Genomic DNA, 18,321 nt, shown 5'->3' with positions numbered 1-18,321 from the left:
AACTTTCTTACTATTTATTTGGTGGTTCATTACTGTCTTTGAAAATAAAATTAAATCCAAATTGAACAGAAAGACTATTGGCTTTAGACAGATCGCGATATCCTAATAAATTATCCCCCATAAAATACATATTGAATGCCCCTAACCTAGCCGATAATCCCAAGCCTATATTAGTATAGGAATACGAATCCAAAGTATATGTTGCCTTCAATTGTAATTTACCGGAAACATTTCTTTGATAAAACCCAGTTAAAGCGGTAATAGGCAACCTTGGCGTACTCATTATAAAAAGCTGGGCTCCTACCGCATTCTTATAAGGCTTTTCACCAGCCTCACATACACAATCTTCATCTCTGTTTACACCATAAGAATATTGATAAGACGCATTTAGTTTAACAGGACGCCAAGTGGTATATTTATTATACAAAGTATCTCTTTTAACCGACTCATTAAAATCACTATATACACCATCCGGATCATCATTGCCCGAAAAGCCCGGATTAATCCCTTCGTATTTATAATAGCCTTTATAAGTAAAATTTTCCACATCTTTGCTATGTCTCACAAAACCAACATCCAGAATACTGGCTGTAATCTGGGTATTCTTTTTAGGATAATAAGTAAATCCTAAATCAAATCCCAATCCCATATCTCCTCCAAACAAAAGTTGTTTTTTCACATCAGAAGCTACATCACCATCATAATCATCAGCTATATATTTTGAAATTCCCGATGTATTTAAAGTCAAATTAGAACGAACAATTTGTTCGTACATAGTAGTATTAGAAGGTCTTGTAAGTATATAACCCGAATTTTGAGTTGAAGTTGCATTAAATCCACTAAAATAGATTTTTCCTCTGGCACCAACTATTAAATTATCGGAAACATTTTTATGATAACCTACATGCAATACCGAAAGTACTTCGGCTTTCATACTCAAATCGGATAAATCAAATGCTTTTCCAATATAATTTTGATTCCCATCCAAAGCCAAAATAGCAGGATCCTTTGGCATATAACTCCAGAAATCAAATTCCTGATACAAACCAAAAGACAAATAACCTTTGTTTTCGAGCCAATCTCCTAATTTTATACCACCGTTAAATAATTCTATTTGTTCATTAATTGCCGCATGATCATTTCTTGTAGTCGAATAAACCACTTTTCGTAATTTCTCATTAAAATCGACTCCGTCATTCGCAAATAAATCATATGCTGAAAAACCACTTGACCCTACTTTAAATGAAAATCCGGAAAGCATGGGAACTCCAAAATAATATTTATACTTAAAATCCGCTCCGGGATTCAACATCATTGATTGTGGAACTGAAGTTAAATTATACAAAACCTGTTTATTCTGAGAAAAACAAGTAACCACAATGAGTAACATTAAAAATAAAAAACTTTTCCTCATTGTATTTCCGTATAAACCGTTGCACTGGAACGCAAAACAATGCTTCCTGTACTGTTTGCATTTAAAGTTGGACCTGGCTCCATCGCTATTAAAAAACGCATTTTTCTGGCTCTTTTGAGTAATTCCAATCTCATATTTTCAAAAATTTCAGTTCTTGTAATAGTATTAGTTGTACCTGAATAAGCCGGAACATTAAAATTTATTGTCGTTAATGCGTTACTATTGTCGTCCAGCAAAACAACGTTTAATACATAAGCCCGATTAATTGTATTATTTATTTCAAAATAAAAGTCAACTTTTTGTAAATAACTATTGAGATATTTATCCCTAAAAACATCAAATTCCTGTTCATCGTAAGCCCATTGGTATTCTAAACCTGTACTGCTGACAAAAGCGGTTGCAGGAACATTAAAATAACTAAAATTTGCTTCAAAAACAGGTGTCAATTTTAAATCATTTACCTGATCAAAATTCAAGTCACTCGTACAGGAAAAACTTCCTCCTGTAAGCAGCAGCAAACAAACAATTTTATATAAATAATACTTTTTCATCTTTTTTTAGGTCAATCTTTCAACTTTAAAAACGTTATTCTAAAAACATTAGTATTCATTTATTCACTAATAAAAGGTATTAAACACTTTAGATGCCTCATTATAGGCACTTTCAAAACTCAAAGGGTTTAAATTCAATTTTTCTTTATTAGCCGTAAAATAAGAAAGTAATTTTTCGGTTGGCATATTCCCTGTTAATTCGTCTTTTGCCATTGGGCAACCTCCAAATCCCTGAATCGCGCCGTCGTATCTTCGGCAACCTGCCTGATGAGCGGCTTCTATTTTTTCAAACCATTTATCGTAAGTGGTATGCAAATGCGCTCCAAACTCAATCTGAGGATATTTAGTAATCAAATTCGAAAACAAATAACGAATCACTTCCGGCGTAGAACTCCCAATGGTATCTGAAAGCGACAATATTTTCACTCCCATTGCCGCCAATTTTTCAGTCCATTCACCTACAATATCCACATTCCATGGATCTCCGTAAGGATTCCCAAAACCCATAGACAAATAAGCCACTACTTCTTTATTTTTTTTATCAGCAATTTCCAAAATTTCCTGTAAACTGATAATCGACTCGGCTATGGTTTTATGTGTATTCCGCATTTGGAAATTTTCAGAAATCGAAAAAGGAAAACCTAAATAGTGAATGGGTTCAAATTGAGCAGCCTGCTCAGCTCCCTGAGTATTAGCAATAATGGCTAATAACTTAGATGTAGTTTTGGATAAATCCAGTCGGTCTAAAACAGCAGCTGTATCCTGCATTTGCGGAACCGCTCTGGGCGAGACAAAACTCCCAAAATCGATGGTGTCAAATCCTACCCTCAATAAAGATTGAATGTACGTCACCTTTCTTTCCGTAGGAATAAAAGTTTTAATGCCTTGCATGGCATCGCGCGGACATTCGATAATTTTTATTGGCTCCATAGGTTTCAAAGATACTAAAACTTGCAAAGTGGCAAAATTTAGAACCAACAAAAAAGCGTAACTCTGTTGAAGAATTACGCTTTTATAATTTATTGTGTAAAAATTCACAAAGCAATGCAAAAACAAACAAGTTAAGACTATAAAAGTCTGCTTTTATCTGCAAAATCACGTGCTATTTTAAACAAAAAACTTAGCGAATCTTAGTGCTTTCATAGCGAATCTTTGCGTTATAATTTACAAACGACTTAAAATCTTTTGATTGATAGCTTTTACCAACGCCGGACCTTCGTAAATAAAACCGGTGTACAACTGAACTAAACTAGCTCCGGCTTCTAATTTTTCAATAGCGTCATCCGCCGTATGAATTCCACCTACTCCAATAATTGGGAAAGCCTTATTGCTTTTTTGTGAAAGAAAACGAATCACCTCAGTAGAACGTTTAGTCAATGGTTTTCCGGATAATCCGCCCATTTCAGTTTTATTTGCCGATTGTAAACCTTCGCGGGAAATCGTAGTATTAGTAGCAATAACACCTGCAATCTTTGTTTCTTTTACAATATCAATAATATCTAACAATTGCTCATCCGTCAAATCGGGAGCTATTTTAAGTAAGATTGGTTTTTGTTTTGGCTTAGCCAAATTTTTATTTTGTAAAGTTTGCAACAACTGCGTCAATGGCTCTTTGTCCTGAAGTTCACGAAGATTAGGCGTATTAGGCGAACTCACATTCACCACAAAATAATCCACGTAATCGTATAAAGCATCAAAACAGATTTCGTAATCCGAAGTAGCTTCTTCGTTAGGAGTTACTTTATTTTTTCCAATGTTTCCTCCAATTAAAACTCCGGGATTCGTTTTCAATCTTTCAACTGCTTCCAGAACGCCACCATTATTAAAACCCATTCGGTTAATAATTGCCGAATCTTCTTTTAAACGAAATAAACGTTTTTTAGGATTTCCTTCCTGTCCTTTTGGTGTTAAAGTTCCAATTTCAATAAAACCAAAACCAAAATTAGACAACTCCTTGTACAATTTGGCATCCTTATCAAAACCGGCAGCAAGACCTACGGGATTTTTAAATTTCAATCCAAAAACTTCTGTTTCTAATCTTTTATCATCTACCAAATAAAGCGATTTATAAATGGCTGAAAAACCTGGAATTTTAGAAGTAATACGAACTAACGAAAACGTAAAATGATGTATTTTTTCAGGATCAAAACAAAAAAATAGCGGTCGGATAAGCTGTTTATACATAGGATTTTAATTTGTGTGCAAAAATAGAATTATCTAAGCGAATAAGAAATAAATACTTTCATTTTTTAGATTTACGTTTTCGATGCCTGTTATTTCAAAAAGTTTTAACTAAAGTTTCAGGCTTTAGCCACAGTATTAAAACAAACTTTCCTTATTTTTAAATAAAAAACCAATTATGAATTTGAACATCAATAAAAACTGGCATCAACAACATTATGACAGCCGGGGATTTGGAAGCCGCGTAGCCGATTCAGTCGCTAAAGGAATGGGATCCTGGAGTTTTATAATCCTTCAAACTGTTTTTGTAATCGTTTGGATGGGATTAAATCTTGTGGCTTACGTCAAACACTGGGATGCTTATCCTTTTATTTTACTCAATCTGTTATTTTCTACCCAGGCCGCTTATGCAGCTCCTATTATCATGATGTCACAAAATCGTCAAAACGAAAGAGACCGTATTCAAGCCCAGGAAGATTATATTACCAATAAAGAAGCTAAACTTGAAATTGAAGCCCTAGCTAAAAAGCTCAACGCTATTGACGTGGACAAATTAGACAAAATAATCAAAATGCTGGAAGACATGAAATAAAGCATCTTGCGCCATGCCCTAAATTAATCCTATCTTTGGACTCCAATAAAAAATCATTTTATGCAAAATATTATTGATCGTTTCATCAGTTATGTAACTGTTGATACGGAATCCAATCCTAATTCAGAAACGACTCCAAGCACCGAAAAACAATGGGTTTTAGCCAATAAATTAGTAGAAGAACTAAAATCCATTGGCATGCAGGATGTTTCTATTGATGACAAAGCTTATATCATGGCTACTTTACCAAGCAATGTAGAGCACGAAGTACCTACAATAGGTTTTGTTTCTCATTTTGACACCTCACCTGATTTTTCCGGAGCCAATGTAAAACCACAAATCGTAAGTGATTATAATGGAAAAGATATTGTTTTGAATGCAGAACAAAACATCATTTTATCGCCTGATTACTTTAAAGATTTACTGCAATACAAAGGACAAACCTTAATTACCACTGATGGAACCACGCTCCTTGGAGCCGATGACAAAGCCGGAATTACCGAAATTGTTACCGCTATGGAATTCCTTATCAATAATCCTGAAATCAAACACGGAAAAATCAGAATAGGTTTTACTCCTGACGAAGAAATTGGTCGTGGTGCTCATTTTTTTAATGTGGAAAAATTTGACGCACAATGGGCTTACACTATGGACGGAAGCCAGATAGGCGAATTAGAATATGAAAATTTTAATGCGGCTGGAGCCAAAATTACTTTTAAAGGAAAAAGCGTTCATCCGGGATATGCCAAAGGCAAAATGATTAATTCAATGTTAGTTGCCAATACTTTCATCAGTGAATTACCCGCCGACGAAGTTCCTGAAAGAACGAAAGGCTACCAGGGTTTTTATCATATACACCACTTAACCGGAAGTATCGAAGAAACGGTTCTGGAATTAATTATCAGAGATCACAACCAAAAGAAATTCGAGAAGAGAAAAGAAAAAATTCAAAAAATAGCCCGCAAAATCAACAAGAAATTTGCAAAGCAATTTGGAGAAGATATTATTGTTTTGGAAATCAAAGACCAATATTACAATATGAAGGAAAAAGTACTTCCTGTAAAACATATTGTAGACATTGCCGAAAAGGCGATGAGAGAATTAAACATCAAACCTATTATCAAACCTATTCGCGGCGGAACTGACGGTTCACAATTATCCTACATGGGATTGCCATGTCCAAATATTTTTGCCGGAGGACATAACTTTCATGGCAAATACGAATATGTTCCTGTAGAAAGTATGCAAAAAGCAGTTGAAGTAATTGTAAAAATTGCCGAACTCACAGCCTTACCTAACTTTGGACTGGAAGAACCTAAATCAAAAACTAAAAAAAGAAAATAACACCTAAAAAGCTCCGAAAATGGAGCTTTTTTTACATCTCTTTCCCAGCATAAAAATCTTAACATTATAACTGCAATTTTTATATGAATTTTATGTAAATTTAATACTGCAATACATTTTTAATTTGCAAACCAACACCTCAAAAAATGCTTGTCTTATTTTATAAACTTCCAAATCTTTAAATGTTATGAGCGAAAATCAAGAAGAGATCGAAAAAACCACCCCAAAAGAAACCGAAAAACCAAAAACAATTAGCAGAAGAAGAACTAAAACTTCTGTAGTTTCTGAAACTCCCGAAAATCCAACAGAAGAAGTAACAGAAATCCCGGCTGAAATTGTTTTTGAAGAAACACCGGCTTCTCAAAACGAAACAGAGACAGAAAATCAAACTGCTGAAGAAATTTCGAAACCTAAAAAAGAAAAGAAAAGCAAGACTAAGAAAAAAGATAAAAAGAAAGCTAAAAAAGCTGACGCCAAAGAAAAGGCCAAAAAGAAAAAAGCGAAAGCCAAAAAGGCTAAAAAAGAAAAAGCTAAAAAAGCCAAACTCAAAGCAAAGCTCAAAGAGAAAAAAGCAAAGGCTAAATCCAAAAAAGCAAAATCTAAAAAGAAGAAAAAATAATTCTTTTTTAAACACAAAAAAGTCCCTCCCGATAGCTATCGGGATGGGACTTTTTGTTTAGACTAAAACAATATTCAGTCTTATTTTTTAGCTAGTGAAGCACTCATTTCCATAGAAATTGCAGAACGCTCCATTTTCAATTTTCCGGCCATAGTTTCAATCACTACAGTTGTATCTGCTAATTCAACTACTTTTCCGTGAAGACCACTTTTAGTAATGATTTTATCACCTACTTTTAAACTAGCTTCAAATTCTTTTTCTTGTTTTGCTCTTTTTTGTTGTGGTCTAATCATAAAGAAATAGAGAACTACAAACATTAATAAATAAGGAGCGAATTTCATTAAATCTTGCATAACTTTTTTTTTAAAATTTTATTAGTATTACATTAAACCGCGACCGGCTTTAACCATTTTTTTACTTGTTTCTAATTCTTTAGCTAAATTATCTAAAATTCCATTGATAAAAATACTACTCTTAGGAGTAGAATATTCTTTGGCTAATTCCAGATATTCATTTAAAGTAACTTTTACAGGAATCGATGGAAATTTCAAAAATTCACAAATAGCCATTTTTAAAATAATCGTATCTACCTCAGCAATTCTATCGCTATCCCAGTTAGGTGTTTTATCTACAAATTCTTTTGCTAATTCTGCTTCGTTCAAAACCGTTTTACGGAACAAATCTTTAACAAAATCCTTATCATCAATATCCTTGTACAATTTTGGCACTTTGAAATTATCATTTTCTATAGGCTTCATCGCTTTCAATTGTTTGATAATTTGTGTATTTACCATTGGAATATCATCAATCCAGGTCAGTTTATCGTCTTCTAAGAATTCGTATAATTTCTCGTTAGGAACAATAACTTCAGTAAACAAATCTACAATTAACTGTCGGTCTTCTTCAAAAGAACGTCCCGGATTACTCATGTATTTTTGATAATACGAACTCCCTTTAATAGCCTGCAACAATAAGCTAATGTAATCCTCATGCAAATGCCAGGCATTAATTTTTCTGGTTTCTAAAGCAATACTTAAAGAATTATTTTCGGCAAGAATTTCAAAAATACTGTTCTTAATGAATTTCTCATTAGGATTACGTTCAGCCGCTGTCGCTAAATGTTTCTGACTGGATAAATGTAAAAATTGGGTTTCTTTTTTACATATTTCTAACAAGGAAGAAATCATTGTAAGGTATAAATCCTGAATATTATCGATACTGTAAAAAAGGAATTTTTCCTCCTTTTCTAAGTTATCTGAGCCGTTTTGATGCATTGCATAAATGGTTTGCATAACTTTAACGCGGATGTGTCGTCTATTTACCACCTTGTAAGAACTTTTAAAAAATTAGTTTGCAAAAATAGGGATTTCCTTTTTCAAAATAAAATTAAAACCTCAAAAAGCAGGACAAACACGAGGGGAATTTTCATTAATGAAACGTTAAATCAAACTTAACAGCTTAGAGACGACTAACTATTATTGCTTTTAAAGCCATATCTTTGTTTTTTAAAAAAATTCAGCTTAGTCCGAAAATGAAAGAATTACTCTATTTAAACAAATATTTCATTAAGTATAAATACCATTTTTTACTCGGTATTCTATTCACAATAATTGCACAAATCTTCATGCTCTTCACCCCAAAACTGATTAGCAAATCATTCTCGGCTATAGAAACTTTCTCAAAAGACGCAAAAATTCCTAAATCCGTACTTCAACATGAATTAATTTCAAACATTTTACTGATTATTGCGACGTCTATTATTGCAGGATTTTTAACTTTCTTAATGCGACAAACCCTGATTGTAATGTCTCGTCGTATTGAATTTGATTTAAAAAATGAAGTTTTTAAACAATATGAAAACCTGTCTCAAAATTTCTACAAAAAGAATCGTACCGGAGATTTAATGAATCGTATTAGCGAGGATATATCCAAGGTCAGAATGTATGTAGGACCTGCAGTGATGTACACCATCAATACCTTCATTCGTTTTGCCATTGTTATACTTTACATGTACAAAGTTTCTCCATTGTTGACTTTGTACACACTATTGCCACTCCCACTTTTATCCTACGCTATTTTTAGACTGAGTACCGAAATCAATAAACGGAGTACTCGTTTCCAACAATATTTATCCAAAGTATCCAGTTTTACCCAGGAAATATTTTCCGGTGTACGCGTTATAAAAGCCTACTCATTAGAAAATCAACATCAGGACAATATGCACGCGCTTGCTCTGGAAAGCAAAAGCAAAAGCATGGATTTAGCCAGAGTACAATCGCTATTTGGTCCTTTAATGCTGGCCTTAATTGGAATCAGTAACTTAGTTGTGGTTTATGTTGGAGGGTTAATGTACATCAACGGAACATTAAAAAGCATCGGAACTATTGCCGAATTTATTTTGTACATCAACATGCTTACTTGGCCTGTAGCTTCCTTGGGATGGGTTTCCTCAATGGTTCAGGAAGCCGAGGCTTCTCAAAAAAGAATCAACGAGTTTCTAAAAATAGAACCGGAAATAAAGAACAACAATCCTGAAAAATCTAAAATAGAAGGAACAATTACTTTCGAAAACGTAAGCTTTACTTACGAAGACACCAATATTACCGCTCTTCAAAACATTTCATTCACAATACATAAAGGTGAAACACTGGCTATTTTAGGAAAAACAGGTTCCGGAAAATCGACCATTTTATCGTTAATTTCCCGAATGTATGATGTAACTGATGGGGCTATAAAAATTGACCAACAAGAAATCAGCCGACTGAACTTATTCGATTTAAGAAACAGCATTGGAATTGTGCCTCAGGATGCTTTTTTATTTTCAGATACAATAAAAAATAATATCAAATTCGGAAAAGAAGACGCCAGCATCGAAGAAGTTATTACAGCTGCGAAAAACGCTGTAGTTCATGAAAATATTTTAGGTTTTAACAAACAATACGACACTGTTTTAGGAGAAAGGGGTATCACACTTTCCGGCGGACAAAAACAACGTGTTTCTATTGCCAGAGCCATCATCAAGAACCCTCCTATTTTACTTTTTGACGACTGTTTATCAGCAGTTGATACTGAAACAGAGGAAGCTATTTTGAACAACCTAAATGCTATTTGCAAAGAAAAAACAACAATTATTGTAAGCCATCGGGTATCCTCAGCAAAAAATGCCGACAAAATTATTATTCTCGAAGATGGCAAAATTATTCAACAAGGTTCTCATAACCAGCTAATAAATCAGGAAGGCTATTATGCATCGCTCTATTTAAAACAACTTTCTGAAAAAGAATTACTTTAAATCTTGCTTAATAAATATATTTTTATCATTTTTGGTTTCCAATTAACAACCATATTATTGTACAGAACGGATTATGAGAGAAAATGACATGTTAGAAAAAGAAGAAATCTTTTCTAAAGTTTTACGTGCAGGAAGAAGAACTTATTTCTTCGATGTGAGAGCTACTAAAGCTGATGATTACTATATTACCATTACTGAAAGTAAAAAATTCACCGAAGAAGACGGTTCGTTTCATTTCAAAAAACACAAAATATATTTGTACAAAGAGGACTTCGCTGCATTCACAGAAATCCTTGGAGAAATGACTTCTTATGTTTTAAACCACAAAGGAGAAGAAGTAATTTCAGAAAGACACCAAAAAGATTTTAAAAAAGAATATGCAACGGAACGAGTTAGCACTGAAGATTCTGTTTCAAGCATTTCTAATTTCACCGATATTGATTTTGATGATATTTAACAAGCATCAAACCATTAAGATTAAACATTTAAAAGTCCAAAAATCGATTGATTTTTGGACTTTTTATTTATACAAAAATTAAAATAACACAACTTCATAATTTCGTATATTAGTAGTCCTTATTTTCCAATTAAAAACAATATCAATATGAAAATCCCAATTGTATCCGTAAACTGGCTTCAGGAAAATAGTAACAACCCTGAATTAATAATTCTTGACGCCGTTTTAGACAGTCCTCCACATGATTTACAAATCTCCGGAGCACGCACTTTTGATATTAAAAATAATTTCAGCGACACTACAAATCCACTACCGAATACCCTGCCTAAGCCGGAAGCTTTTACAGCCGAAGCAAGAAAACTGGGAATCAGCAAGCACAGCAAAATAGTGGTTTACGACACTAAAGGAATCTACTCGAGCCCAAGAGCCTGGTATTTATTTAAAAGCATGGGACATGAAAATGTCTGGGTGCTCGACGGAGGATTTCCGGCCTGGGAAAAAGCAAACTTTCCAACCGAAAAAGTGGGACCAAAATCATTTAAAGAAGGAGATTTTGAAGCACACTTTCACCCGGAAAAATTTAAAACTAAATTTCAGATTTTAAACAATATAACCTCAAAAGAAGCTGTTGTAATTGATGCACGTTCTGCTGACCGTTTCAATGCCGAAACCGAAGAACCTCGTGAAGGTTTAAGAAGCGGACACATCCCTAATTCCGTAAACCTGCCTTTTTCCAAAGTTTTAAAAGACGGTCACTTTTTATCAAAAGAAGAACTCAAACAAATTTTACCGTATCAGAACGAAAATCTTTATTTTTCCTGCGGTTCGGGAATTACTGCCTGCATCAATTTAATTGCTTACGAATTGGTTTCTAACAGCCAAAAAGCAATCTATGACGGCTCCTGGACTGAGTGGGGACAAGACCACAATTTGCCAATAGAAAAATAGCCGAAAATTTTGTTATCCTATTCGTAAACCGTTTTCAATCCTGAAATCCGGAGACAATAGGATAACATCTCCTTCTTCTCCAACTGCACCCAAAACCAAACATTCACTCATAAACTTTCCTATTTGCTTTTTAGGAAAATTAACTACTGCAACAATTTGGCGGTTTAAAAGCACTTCTTTTGCATATCGTTTTGTGATTTGCGCCGAAGTTTTCCTGATTCCGATTACTTCACCAAAATCGATTGTCAGTTGAAAAGCTGGTTTTCTGGCTTCAGGAAAATCTTTCACCTCTGTTATCGTTCCAACATACATAGCTACTTTTTCAAATTCAGCCCAAGTCAAATTAGTTTCCATAAAAATTACAAATCATTAATTCTTCCAAAAAATAGTTTTTACAATTCAAACAGCACTCAATTTTAGTAACTTTAACCCTTGAAATAATTCTACAAAAATGGCACGTACCCCTTCTAACATGATTGATTTAGGCACTATAGCTCCTGAATTCTATTTGAAAGACACTCAATCCAACAACAGTTTTTCTTTTGCAGATTTAAAAGGCGAAAAAGGAACTTTAGTATTTTTTATCTGCAATCATTGTCCTTTTGTACATCATGTTATTGAAGAAGTAGTCCGTATTGCCAACGATTACAGAGTTCAGGGAATTGGTATCATTGCCATATCAAGTAATGACGTTATCAACTATCCTCAGGATGCTCCTGAATTAATGACTGAATACGGATTTGAAAACAAATTCGAATTCCCTTATTTATATGACGAAACTCAGGAAACAGCCAAAGCCTATGATGCTGCCTGCACACCTGATTTTTATTTGTTTGATAACCAAAACAAATTGGTTTATCGCGGTCAACTCGACGACAGCCGTCCCGGAAATGGAATTCCGCTAAGTGGAAGTGACTTGCGAGGCGCTATTGACGGAATTTTATACAACCGCAGTATCAATCCTAATCAAAAACCAAGTATTGGCTGTAATATCAAGTGGAAAAAATAGTTTGCAGTCCTCAGTTCCGATAGCTATCGGAATCAGTGAGCAGAAGGCAGACATAAAAAAAAGCGATTTTCAAATTAAAAATCGCTTTTTTTATGTGTAATCAAAACTGCAGTCTAAATTCTGCAATCTGAATTCTTAAATATAAAATTACTTAACGTCCATTAATTCAACGTCAAAAATCAAAGTAGCGTTTGGTGGAATAACTCCTCCGGCACCACGAGAACCATATCCTAAGTGTGCAGGAATCACAAAACGAGCTTTATCACCTACTTGTAACAACGCAATTCCTTCGTCCCATCCTTCAATTACATTACCTTGACCTAATGGAAACTCAATAGGTTTTTTACGAGGATACGAACTGTCAAAAACTTTTCCATCAGGTAATTGTCCCGTATAGTGAACAGAAACTGTTTTTCCGTTTTCAGCTTTTTTACCTTCACCTCTTTGGATAAATTGGTAACGCAAACCGCTTTCTGTTTTTTCAAAACCGGCAGCTAATTTCTCCATTGCTTCTTCAGCAGCAGCTTTTTCAGCCTCTAAACGTTTTTTTCTGTTTCCTTCAAAAACTCTGAACGCCTCAACTGCATTCCAGTTTTGAGCTTCTTCACCTACTCTGATAATTTCCAATGTCTCTAAAACATCTCCCTGAGCAACTGCATCTACTACCTCTTGTCCTTCAATTACATGACCAAAAACAGTATGCTTTCCATCTAACCATGAAGTAGGAACGTGAGTAATAAAAAATTGAGAACCATTAGTTCCAGGCCCTGCATTAGCCATAGAAAGTACCCCTGGCTTATCGTGTTTTAAACTTGGATGAAACTCATCGTCAAATTTATACCCAGGATCTCCTGTACCTGATCCTAATGGACATCCACCCTGAATCATAAAATCAGGAATAACTCTGTGAAAAGTTAATCCATCGTAATATTTAACTCCTTGAGGTTTTTTATTATTCTCTAAATTCCCTTCAGCCAAAGCCACAAAGTTACCTACTGTTCCAGGTGTTAAATCATGAGTTAATTTTACTAAAACTGAACCTTTTGCGGTATTGAATTTAGCGTATATTCCGTTTTCCATTTTTAAAAATTTTTATTGAAGTGCAAATTTACAAATTAAATCAGAGAATGAGTCAATCTGTAAATCAGAAAATTTGAAGACGAATTTATTTAAGGAAAAGAAAAATCAATAATAGATATCCAAAAGAATATTAGACTTTGAATTATCAATCAACTTTTGAATTCTACTGTAATAAACTTGATTAACCATTGGACAACCTAAGCTATTACAGATATAAGCATTCTGTTCTTCGTAAGGTACTTTATCATATTGATGCAAAACAATATTTCGTGAAAAAGCATTACTGTTTGTCGATTCCAAACCATGTAATTTATAGGCTTTCCCAAATTCACCAAAATAACTTTTACCGATATAATACTTCCCCAATGAAGTACAATACGAGTTATTTTCATTACTAAATTTTAAATCACTAAACATTCCCGATCCAAGACCATGCGCTACCAAACCCTGATCGATAATCTTATCATGAATTAAGTCATAAACAAAAAAGCGATTTTTACCGGACATTATTTTCATATCCAGCAAAAAAACGATTTCATTATTAAATTTTGGATTTGATTTCAACATCGACTTAATTGCAACTATTTGTTCTGAAATTCTTTCTTCTTTAGTTACGATTTCTAATCGACTTTCATTTTGAATCTTTCGTATACTTTTAGGACTTATTCCAAAACCACAAAGTACTCCTATTGCAAATACACCTAATATTACATTTCTCATCAGCAGGTTAAAATTCTATGTCGTAAAAGATAAATTATTAATTAAATCTTACGTTAACACATTTATAATACATTTTGGGACGCCCAAAAATATAACTTTTTTAAATTCAAAATACACATAAAAAAACTTTAACATATTAATATTCAAAAAATTAATATTCAAAAAAGCTTTAATCCACATCAATTCATATGCTCCTGAAAAAACTTTGTACCTTTGCCCCATTCAAAAACCTAGATATAGAATCATGCGAATTGACATTATTACTGTTTTACCGGAATTACTACGCAGTCCATTTGAGGCTTCGATTATGAAACGCGCCATTGACAAAGGTCTCGTAGAAGTTCACATTCATAATTTAAGAGATTACACTACAAACAGACAAAAAAGTGTAGACGATTATCCTTATGGTGGCGGAGCAGGAATGGTCATGACAGTACAGCCTATTGACGACTGCATTACACATTTAAAAAGTCAACGAGAGTACGACGAAGTTATCTACATGTCGCCGGACGGAGAAACCTTGAATCAAAAAATGGCTAATACGATGTCAATGTATGAGAATATCATCATTTTGTGCGGACATTATAAAGGCGTGGATCAAAGAGTGCGCGATCATTTTATTACCAAAGAAATTTCCATTGGAGATTACGTTTTAAGCGGAGGAGAATTAGGCGCTTTGGTATTATCTGATACTTTAATCCGATTGATTCCGGGAGTTTTGAGTGACGAAACCTCAGCATTAACAGATAGTTTTCAGGACAATTTATTATCAGGACCTATCTACACACGACCTGCAGATTATAAAGGATGGAAAGTCCCTGAAGTTTTATTAAGTGGACATTCGTCCAAAATTGATAAATGGCGTGAAGACATGGCGTATGAACATACTAAAAACAGAAGACCGGATTTACTTGAAGAGTAGTTTGCAGTATTCAGTTTTTAGTGATCAGTCTTATAAAAAAGGAAAATTACGTAATGATTCATTTCTATTTTTAGACAACCTAACTAACTGAACACTAAAAACTGATCACTGAATACTTAAAATAAAATTTGTAATTTAAAACAAAAGTTGTAATTTCGCGCCCACATTTAATTAACCTCTGGCGATACCCGTGAATGTTGATTAGATTTTTAAACCAAAATGAGCATTTAAAATGGCAAATTTAGTAGATTTCGTTAATAGCGAATTTGTAACAAAAAAAGATTTTCCTGATTTCGGAGCTGGAGATACTATCACAGTTTACTACGAAATTAAAGAGGGTGAAAAAACAAGAACTCAGTTCTTCAAAGGAGTTGTAATCCAAAGAAGAGGTACTGGAAGTACTGAAACTTTTACAATCCGTAAAATGTCAGGTTCAGTAGGTGTTGAGCGTATCTTCCCTATTAACTTACCAGCTTTACAAAAAATTGAAATCAATAAGAAAGGTGCTGTACGTAGAGCAAGAATCTTCTACTTCAGAGAACTTACTGGTAAAAAAGCAAAAATCAAAGACAAAAGAAGATAATTTAGTATCTCTTTATCATAAAAGTCCCGACAATATCGGGACTTTTTTTTTAGCCTTTAGTCAAAAAAAGAACAACTAAGTTCAAAAAAAGGATACTTATTCTTTAAAAAAATAACATTTTAAAGTCTTGTAGTTAGTTATTCCAGAATTCGCTTATTTCTATAACAAACCAGACTGTATTTTAGTCTGATTTACATATCTTTGCACCGCTTTATTCAAAGCAAACAATACATTTCACATTCTTCGCGGAAGAATTACGATTATAAAATAAAAAAAATGACACAAAAATCAAAGATTGTTTACACATTAACTGACGAAGCACCTTTGTTAGCTACTTATTCGTTTTTACCTATTGTTGAAGCTTTTACAGCTACTGCAGGAATCGAAATTGAAACAGAAGATATCTCTGTTGCTGCTCGTATCCTTGCTAATTTCCCTGAGTTTTTAACTGAGGAGCAAAGAGTAAAAGATTCTTTGGCTGAATTAGGAAAATTAGCTACTGCTCCAGAAGCAAACATCATCAAATTACCAAACGTTTCTGCATCTGTTCCTCAATTAAAAGGAGCTATCGCTGAATTGCAGGCTCATGGATATGCAGTTCCTAACTACCCTGAAGCTCCACAAAATGATGCTGAAACTGCAATCAAAGCCAAATATGCTAAAATATTAGGGTCGGCTGTAAACCCGGTTTTACGTGAAGGAAACTCTGACCGTAGAGCTCCTAAAGCAGTAAAAAATTACGCAAAAGCAAACCCACACTCAATGGGAGCCTGGTCTGCTGATTCTAAAACAGCAGTTGCTTCTATGGAAAGCGGTGATTTTTACGGAAGTGAGCAATCAGTTACTGTAGCTGAAGCAACTGATGTAAAAATCGAATTTGTTGGACAAGATGGAACAACTACTGTTCTTAAAGCAAGTACTCCATTAAAAGCCGGAGAAATTATCGATAGCTCAGTAATGCACTTAAACGCTTTAAAATCTTTTGTTGCTAAAACAATTGCTGAAGCAAAAGCACAAGGAGTATTACTTTCTGTTCACTTGAAAGCTACAATGATGAAGGTTTCTGACCCAATTATCTTTGGAGCTATCGTTGAAGTATATTTTGCTGATGTATTTGCAAAATATGCTGCATTATTTGCTGAACTTGGAGTAAACACTAAAAATGGTTTAGGTGACGTATATGCAAAAATTGCTGGTAACGCACAAGAAGCTGAAGTAAAAGCTGCTATCGATCAGGCAATTGAAAACGGACCAGCTTTAGCAATGGTTAACTCTGACAAAGGAATTACTAACCTTCACGTACCATCAGATGTAATTGTTGATGCTTCTATGCCGGCAATGATCCGTACTTCTGGTCAAATGTGGAACAAAGAAGGAAAACAACAAGATACTATCGCAATTATCCCAGACCGTTCTTACGCTGGTGTATATACTGCTACAATTGATTTCTGTAAAAAACACGGAGCTTTTGATCCAACTACAATGGGAAGTGTTCCTAACGTAGGTTTGATGGCTCAAAAAGCTGAAGAATATGGTTCTCATGACAAAACTTTCCAAATGTCAACTAACGGGGTTGTTCGTGTTGTTGATGTAAACGGAAACGTTTTGATGGAACAAACAGTTGAAGCAAATGATATTTTCAGAATGTGTCAGGCTAAAGACGCTCCAATTCAGGACTGGGTAAAACTAGCTGTAAACAGAGCACGTTTATCTAACACTCCTGCTGTTTTCTGGTTAGACGAAAACAGAGCACACGACAGAGAATTGATCGTAAAAGTTCAAAAATACCTTAAAGATTACGATACAACCGCATTAGATATCCGTATCTTAAACCCAATTGCTGCTACTGAATTTACATTAGACAGAATCATCAAAGGACAAGATACTATTTCTGTAACAGGAAACGTATTACGTGACTACCTTACTGACTTATTCCCAATCTTAGAAGTTGGAACTTCTGCAAAAATGTTATCTATCGTTCCATTAATGAATGGTGGTGGATTATTCGAAACTGGTGCAGGTGGATCAGCTCCTAAACACGTTGAGCAATTTGTAACTGAAGGATATTTACGTTGGGATTCATTAGGAGAGTTTTTAGCTTTAGGTGCTTCATTGGAGCACTTAGGACAAACTTTAAACAATGAAAAAGCAATTGTATTATCTGAAACTTTAGATCAGGCAAACGATGCTTTCTTGAAAAACGATAAATCTCCGGCTAGAAAAGTTGGTCAAATTGACAACCGTGGTTCTCACTTTTACTTAGCTTTATACTGGGCTCAGGCTTTAGCTGCTCAAACTAAAGACGCTGACTTACAAGCTATCTTTGCTCCTATCGCAAAAGAATTGACTGAAAACGAAGCTAAAATTGATGCAGAATTAATTGGTGCGCAAGGAAAACCACAAGAAATTGGTGGTTACTACCAACCAAATCCAGCTTTAGTAAGCAAAGCAATGCGTCCAAGCACAACTTTTAATACTATTTTAGATAAAATCTCTGTATTAACAGCTTAATTTTTTTATCTAAATACATAATCAAAGACAACTCGAAAGGGTTGTCTTTTTTTGTTTTAAACATACGTTTTTTTGACGTCCTTAGCTTCCGCAGTCGA

Annotated in this window: 19 protein-coding genes; 10 read left to right on the top strand and 9 right to left on the bottom strand. The window is 34.2% G+C overall.

All coding sequences use genetic code 11. From position 1 onward, the window contains the following. Positions 1 to 10: 10 nt before the first annotated feature. The 4 genes from BLR17_RS08255 to BLR17_RS08240 all read right to left on the bottom strand — a co-directional run bounded on the left by BLR17_RS08255 (position 11) and on the right by BLR17_RS08240 (position 4,149). Positions 11 to 1,414, bottom strand: coding sequence for a DUF5723 family protein (locus BLR17_RS08255; RefSeq protein WP_066324247.1), 1,404 nt, complete (start codon positions 1,412 to 1,414; stop codon positions 11 to 13). After that, positions 1,411 to 1,965, bottom strand: a complete 555-nt coding sequence (locus tag BLR17_RS08250; protein ID WP_066324245.1) for a hypothetical protein — start codon at positions 1,963 to 1,965, stop codon at positions 1,411 to 1,413. The genes BLR17_RS08255 and BLR17_RS08250 overlap by 4 nt, the downstream gene beginning before the upstream one ends. Before the next feature lie 66 nt (positions 1,966 to 2,031). Continuing rightward, complete coding sequence (locus BLR17_RS08245; protein ID WP_066324431.1) at positions 2,032 to 2,895, bottom strand: hydroxymethylglutaryl-CoA lyase; 864 nt, start codon at positions 2,893 to 2,895, stop codon at positions 2,032 to 2,034. Positions 2,896 to 3,129: 234 nt separating this feature from the next. Then, a complete protein-coding gene (locus tag BLR17_RS08240) occupies positions 3,130 to 4,149 on the bottom strand; it encodes a quinone-dependent dihydroorotate dehydrogenase (protein ID WP_066324243.1) in 1,020 nt (339 codons plus the stop codon). 175 nt (positions 4,150 to 4,324) lie between these two features. Here BLR17_RS08240 and BLR17_RS08235 point away from each other — a divergent pair, with 175 nt between their 5' ends. From BLR17_RS08235 to BLR17_RS16430, 3 genes are all read left to right on the top strand, one after another. Further along, a complete protein-coding gene (locus BLR17_RS08235) occupies positions 4,325 to 4,738 on the top strand; it encodes a DUF1003 domain-containing protein (RefSeq protein ID WP_066324241.1) in 414 nt (137 codons plus the stop codon). A 60-nt stretch (positions 4,739 to 4,798) separates the two neighbouring features. Continuing rightward, the gene (pepT, locus tag BLR17_RS08230) at positions 4,799 to 6,082 is read left to right on the top strand and encodes a peptidase T (RefSeq protein ID WP_066324238.1); all 1,284 of its coding nucleotides are present in this window, start codon (positions 4,799 to 4,801) and stop codon (positions 6,080 to 6,082) included. A gap of 187 nt (positions 6,083 to 6,269) precedes the next feature. Beyond that, a complete protein-coding gene (locus BLR17_RS16430) occupies positions 6,270 to 6,701 on the top strand; it encodes a hypothetical protein (RefSeq protein WP_066324234.1) in 432 nt (143 codons plus the stop codon). Between the two features lie 80 nt (positions 6,702 to 6,781). Here BLR17_RS16430 and yajC read toward each other — a convergent pair whose 3' ends face one another. Both yajC and nusB read right to left on the bottom strand, forming a co-directional pair. Continuing rightward, entirely contained in the window at positions 6,782 to 7,054 is a 273-nt protein-coding gene (gene yajC / locus BLR17_RS08220) for a preprotein translocase subunit YajC (RefSeq protein WP_066324231.1), read from the bottom strand. Between the two features lie 27 nt (positions 7,055 to 7,081). Beyond that, the gene (gene nusB, locus BLR17_RS08215) at positions 7,082 to 7,993 is read right to left on the bottom strand and encodes a transcription antitermination factor NusB (RefSeq protein ID WP_066324429.1); all 912 of its coding nucleotides are present in this window, start codon (positions 7,991 to 7,993) and stop codon (positions 7,082 to 7,084) included. 239 nt (positions 7,994 to 8,232) lie between these two features. Here nusB and BLR17_RS08210 point away from each other — a divergent pair, with 239 nt between their 5' ends. From BLR17_RS08210 to BLR17_RS08200, 3 genes are all read left to right on the top strand, one after another. Continuing rightward, positions 8,233 to 9,993, top strand: coding sequence for an ABC transporter ATP-binding protein (locus BLR17_RS08210; protein WP_066324229.1), 1,761 nt, complete (start codon positions 8,233 to 8,235; stop codon positions 9,991 to 9,993). Positions 9,994 to 10,066: 73 nt separating this feature from the next. Further along, a complete protein-coding gene (locus BLR17_RS08205) occupies positions 10,067 to 10,450 on the top strand; it encodes a PUR family DNA/RNA-binding protein (RefSeq protein ID WP_066324226.1) in 384 nt (127 codons plus the stop codon). Positions 10,451 to 10,597: 147 nt separating this feature from the next. Further along, positions 10,598 to 11,398, top strand: coding sequence for a sulfurtransferase (locus BLR17_RS08200; RefSeq protein WP_066324224.1), 801 nt, complete (start codon positions 10,598 to 10,600; stop codon positions 11,396 to 11,398). A 12-nt stretch (positions 11,399 to 11,410) separates the two neighbouring features. On the opposite strand, the gene BLR17_RS08195 is transcribed toward BLR17_RS08200, so the two are convergent. Continuing rightward, entirely contained in the window at positions 11,411 to 11,752 is a 342-nt protein-coding gene (locus BLR17_RS08195) for a tRNA-binding protein (protein ID WP_066324222.1), read from the bottom strand. Between the two features lie 97 nt (positions 11,753 to 11,849). On the opposite strand from BLR17_RS08195, the gene BLR17_RS08190 reads away from it, so the two are divergent. Beyond that, positions 11,850 to 12,407, top strand: a complete 558-nt coding sequence (locus BLR17_RS08190; RefSeq protein WP_066324219.1) for a thioredoxin family protein — start codon at positions 11,850 to 11,852, stop codon at positions 12,405 to 12,407. Between the two features lie 147 nt (positions 12,408 to 12,554). Here the strand turns inward: BLR17_RS08190 and BLR17_RS08185 are convergent, their stop codons facing one another. Together BLR17_RS08185 and BLR17_RS08180 are read right to left on the bottom strand one after the other, a co-directional pair. Continuing rightward, positions 12,555 to 13,487, bottom strand: a complete 933-nt coding sequence (locus BLR17_RS08185; protein WP_066324216.1) for a peptidylprolyl isomerase — start codon at positions 13,485 to 13,487, stop codon at positions 12,555 to 12,557. Positions 13,488 to 13,592: 105 nt separating this feature from the next. After that, complete coding sequence (locus tag BLR17_RS08180; protein WP_083189150.1) at positions 13,593 to 14,207, bottom strand: murein L,D-transpeptidase catalytic domain-containing protein; 615 nt, start codon at positions 14,205 to 14,207, stop codon at positions 13,593 to 13,595. A gap of 244 nt (positions 14,208 to 14,451) precedes the next feature. Between BLR17_RS08180 and trmD the strand changes: the two genes are divergently transcribed. The 3 genes from trmD to BLR17_RS08165 all read left to right on the top strand — a co-directional run bounded on the left by trmD (position 14,452) and on the right by BLR17_RS08165 (position 18,223). Beyond that, positions 14,452 to 15,129: a tRNA (guanosine(37)-N1)-methyltransferase TrmD gene (gene trmD, locus BLR17_RS08175; RefSeq protein WP_066324214.1), complete on the top strand. Its 678-nt coding sequence runs from the start codon at positions 14,452 to 14,454 to the stop codon at positions 15,127 to 15,129. Between the two features lie 232 nt (positions 15,130 to 15,361). Continuing rightward, positions 15,362 to 15,712: a 50S ribosomal protein L19 gene (rplS, locus tag BLR17_RS08170; protein ID WP_026713113.1), complete on the top strand. Its 351-nt coding sequence runs from the start codon at positions 15,362 to 15,364 to the stop codon at positions 15,710 to 15,712. A gap of 276 nt (positions 15,713 to 15,988) precedes the next feature. After that, positions 15,989 to 18,223 carry an NADP-dependent isocitrate dehydrogenase gene (locus BLR17_RS08165; protein WP_066324211.1) on the top strand — a complete coding sequence of 745 codons (2,235 nt, stop codon included), beginning with the start codon at positions 15,989 to 15,991 and terminating at the stop codon, positions 18,221 to 18,223. Positions 18,224 to 18,321 lie beyond the last annotated feature (98 nt).

Source organism: Flavobacterium glycines (assembly GCF_900100165.1).
GTDB lineage: Bacteria > Bacteroidota > Bacteroidia > Flavobacteriales > Flavobacteriaceae > Flavobacterium > Flavobacterium glycines.
The sequence above is the reverse complement of the archived record's forward strand: the minus strand, read 5'-3'. Positions and strand labels throughout refer to the sequence as shown.

Coding starts and splice junctions, on each gene's coding strand:
- BLR17_RS08235 (WP_066324241.1), top strand. CDS start 4,325: ATGAATTTGAACATCAATAAAAACTGGCATCAACAACATTATGACAGC.
- BLR17_RS08200 (WP_066324224.1), top strand. CDS start 10,598: ATGAAAATCCCAATTGTATCCGTAAACTGGCTTCAGGAAAATAGTAAC.
- rplS (WP_026713113.1), top strand. CDS start 15,362: ATGGCAAATTTAGTAGATTTCGTTAATAGCGAATTTGTAACAAAAAAA.
- BLR17_RS08205 (WP_066324226.1), top strand. CDS start 10,067: ATGAGAGAAAATGACATGTTAGAAAAAGAAGAAATCTTTTCTAAAGTT.
- yajC (WP_066324231.1), bottom strand. CDS start 7,054: ATGCAAGATTTAATGAAATTCGCTCCTTATTTATTAATGTTTGTAGTT.
- BLR17_RS08210 (WP_066324229.1), top strand. CDS start 8,233: ATGAAAGAATTACTCTATTTAAACAAATATTTCATTAAGTATAAATAC.
- trmD (WP_066324214.1), top strand. CDS start 14,452: ATGCGAATTGACATTATTACTGTTTTACCGGAATTACTACGCAGTCCA.
- nusB (WP_066324429.1), bottom strand. CDS start 7,993: ATGCAAACCATTTATGCAATGCATCAAAACGGCTCAGATAACTTAGAA.
- BLR17_RS08185 (WP_066324216.1), bottom strand. CDS start 13,487: ATGGAAAACGGAATATACGCTAAATTCAATACCGCAAAAGGTTCAGTT.
- BLR17_RS08165 (WP_066324211.1), top strand. CDS start 15,989: ATGACACAAAAATCAAAGATTGTTTACACATTAACTGACGAAGCACCT.
- BLR17_RS08245 (WP_066324431.1), bottom strand. CDS start 2,895: ATGGAGCCAATAAAAATTATCGAATGTCCGCGCGATGCCATGCAAGGC.
- BLR17_RS16430 (WP_066324234.1), top strand. CDS start 6,270: ATGAGCGAAAATCAAGAAGAGATCGAAAAAACCACCCCAAAAGAAACC.
- BLR17_RS08190 (WP_066324219.1), top strand. CDS start 11,850: ATGGCACGTACCCCTTCTAACATGATTGATTTAGGCACTATAGCTCCT.
- BLR17_RS08195 (WP_066324222.1), bottom strand. CDS start 11,752: ATGGAAACTAATTTGACTTGGGCTGAATTTGAAAAAGTAGCTATGTAT.
- pepT (WP_066324238.1), top strand. CDS start 4,799: ATGCAAAATATTATTGATCGTTTCATCAGTTATGTAACTGTTGATACG.
- BLR17_RS08250 (WP_066324245.1), bottom strand. CDS start 1,965: ATGAAAAAGTATTATTTATATAAAATTGTTTGTTTGCTGCTGCTTACA.
- BLR17_RS08180 (WP_083189150.1), bottom strand. CDS start 14,207: ATGAGAAATGTAATATTAGGTGTATTTGCAATAGGAGTACTTTGTGGT.
- BLR17_RS08255 (WP_066324247.1), bottom strand. CDS start 1,414: ATGAGGAAAAGTTTTTTATTTTTAATGTTACTCATTGTGGTTACTTGT.
- BLR17_RS08240 (WP_066324243.1), bottom strand. CDS start 4,149: ATGTATAAACAGCTTATCCGACCGCTATTTTTTTGTTTTGATCCTGAA.